This window comes from Pseudoalteromonas sp. P1-13-1a (assembly GCF_001401875.1).
GTDB lineage: Bacteria > Pseudomonadota > Gammaproteobacteria > Enterobacterales > Alteromonadaceae > Pseudoalteromonas.
The window spans coordinates 1-221 of record NZ_LKDV01000145.1 but is presented as its reverse complement, the minus strand read 5'-3'; the positions used below and the strand labels follow the sequence as shown (position 1 = coordinate 221).

The 221-nt window shown below is 53.4% G+C and carries 1 protein-coding gene; it reads right to left on the bottom strand.

All coding sequences use genetic code 11. The features are described 5' to 3' along the window. Positions 1-221: Ig-like domain-containing protein (locus AN391_RS20860; protein WP_235576517.1), on the bottom strand; the 221-nt coding region annotated here is incomplete at both ends.

Genomic DNA, 221 nt, shown 5'->3' with positions numbered 1-221 from the left:
ATAACAATATTGACAACAGTGCCTTGCGGCTCTGTTGAAGTACCACTGATGAGTGGCGTGCTGTCGTTGCCAAGTCCCAGTGCATCCACCGTGACAACCGGTGTAATGGTATCGACATTGCCACTGCTGTTGGCTGTGCTCTCATTGCCTGCCGCGTCGGTTATGCTGGCTGTGACAGTAAAGTCACCTTGCGCCAGCGCACCGGGGATTTCAATATCCCA